The organism is Paenibacillus sp. 23TSA30-6 (assembly GCF_014858585.1).
Classification (GTDB): Bacteria; Bacillota; Bacilli; order Paenibacillales; family Paenibacillaceae; genus Paenibacillus.
The window spans coordinates 1-671 of the sequence record NZ_SLTL01000101.1 but is presented as its reverse complement, the minus strand read 5'-3'; the positions used below and the strand labels follow the sequence as shown (position 1 = coordinate 671).

General features: G+C 58.7%; 1 protein-coding gene. It reads left to right on the top strand.

The window, feature by feature from the left end:
- The coding region (locus tag E0698_RS26275) for an AMP-binding protein (RefSeq protein WP_192513433.1) at positions 1 to 671 on the top strand (671 nt) is incomplete at both ends.

Here is a 671-nt window from a genome sequence, read left to right as displayed (position 1 = left end):
AACGACAAGAACCTGTTCGACTTCGGGCCGTCCGACACGTGGACGCTGTTCCACTCGTTCTGCTTCGATTTCTCCGTCTGGGAAATGTACGGAGCGCTGCTGTACGGAGGCAAGCTGGTCATCGTACCGCCGCTCACGGCGAAAAATCCGGCCGATTTCCTGGCGCTGCTGGGCCGCGAACAGGTCACGATTTTGAACCAGACGCCAACGTACTTCTACCAGCTGCTGCGTAAGGTCTTGGCGGACCATCCGTACGATCTGCGGATTCGCAACGTCATCTTCGGGGGCGAAGCGCTGAGTCCGCTGCTGCTCAAGGGCTTCAAGACGAAGTACCCGGAGACGAAGCTGATCAATATGTACGGCATTACCGAGACGACGGTTCACGTTACGTATAAGGAAATAACGTGGGTCGAAATGGAGGCGGCGAAGAGCAATATCGGCAAGCCGATCCCGACGCTGAGGGTGTACGTCCTTGATGAAAACCGCCGCCCTGTGCCGATCGGCGTAGCGGGCGAAATGTATGTGGCCGGGGAGGGCCTTGCGAGAGGATACCTGAACCGTCCGGATCTGACGGCGGAGAAGTTCGTCGATTCCCCGTTTGCGGAGGGGGAGAAACTGTACCGCTCGGGCGACTTGGCGGCTTGGCTGCCGGACGGCAACATCGAATACCT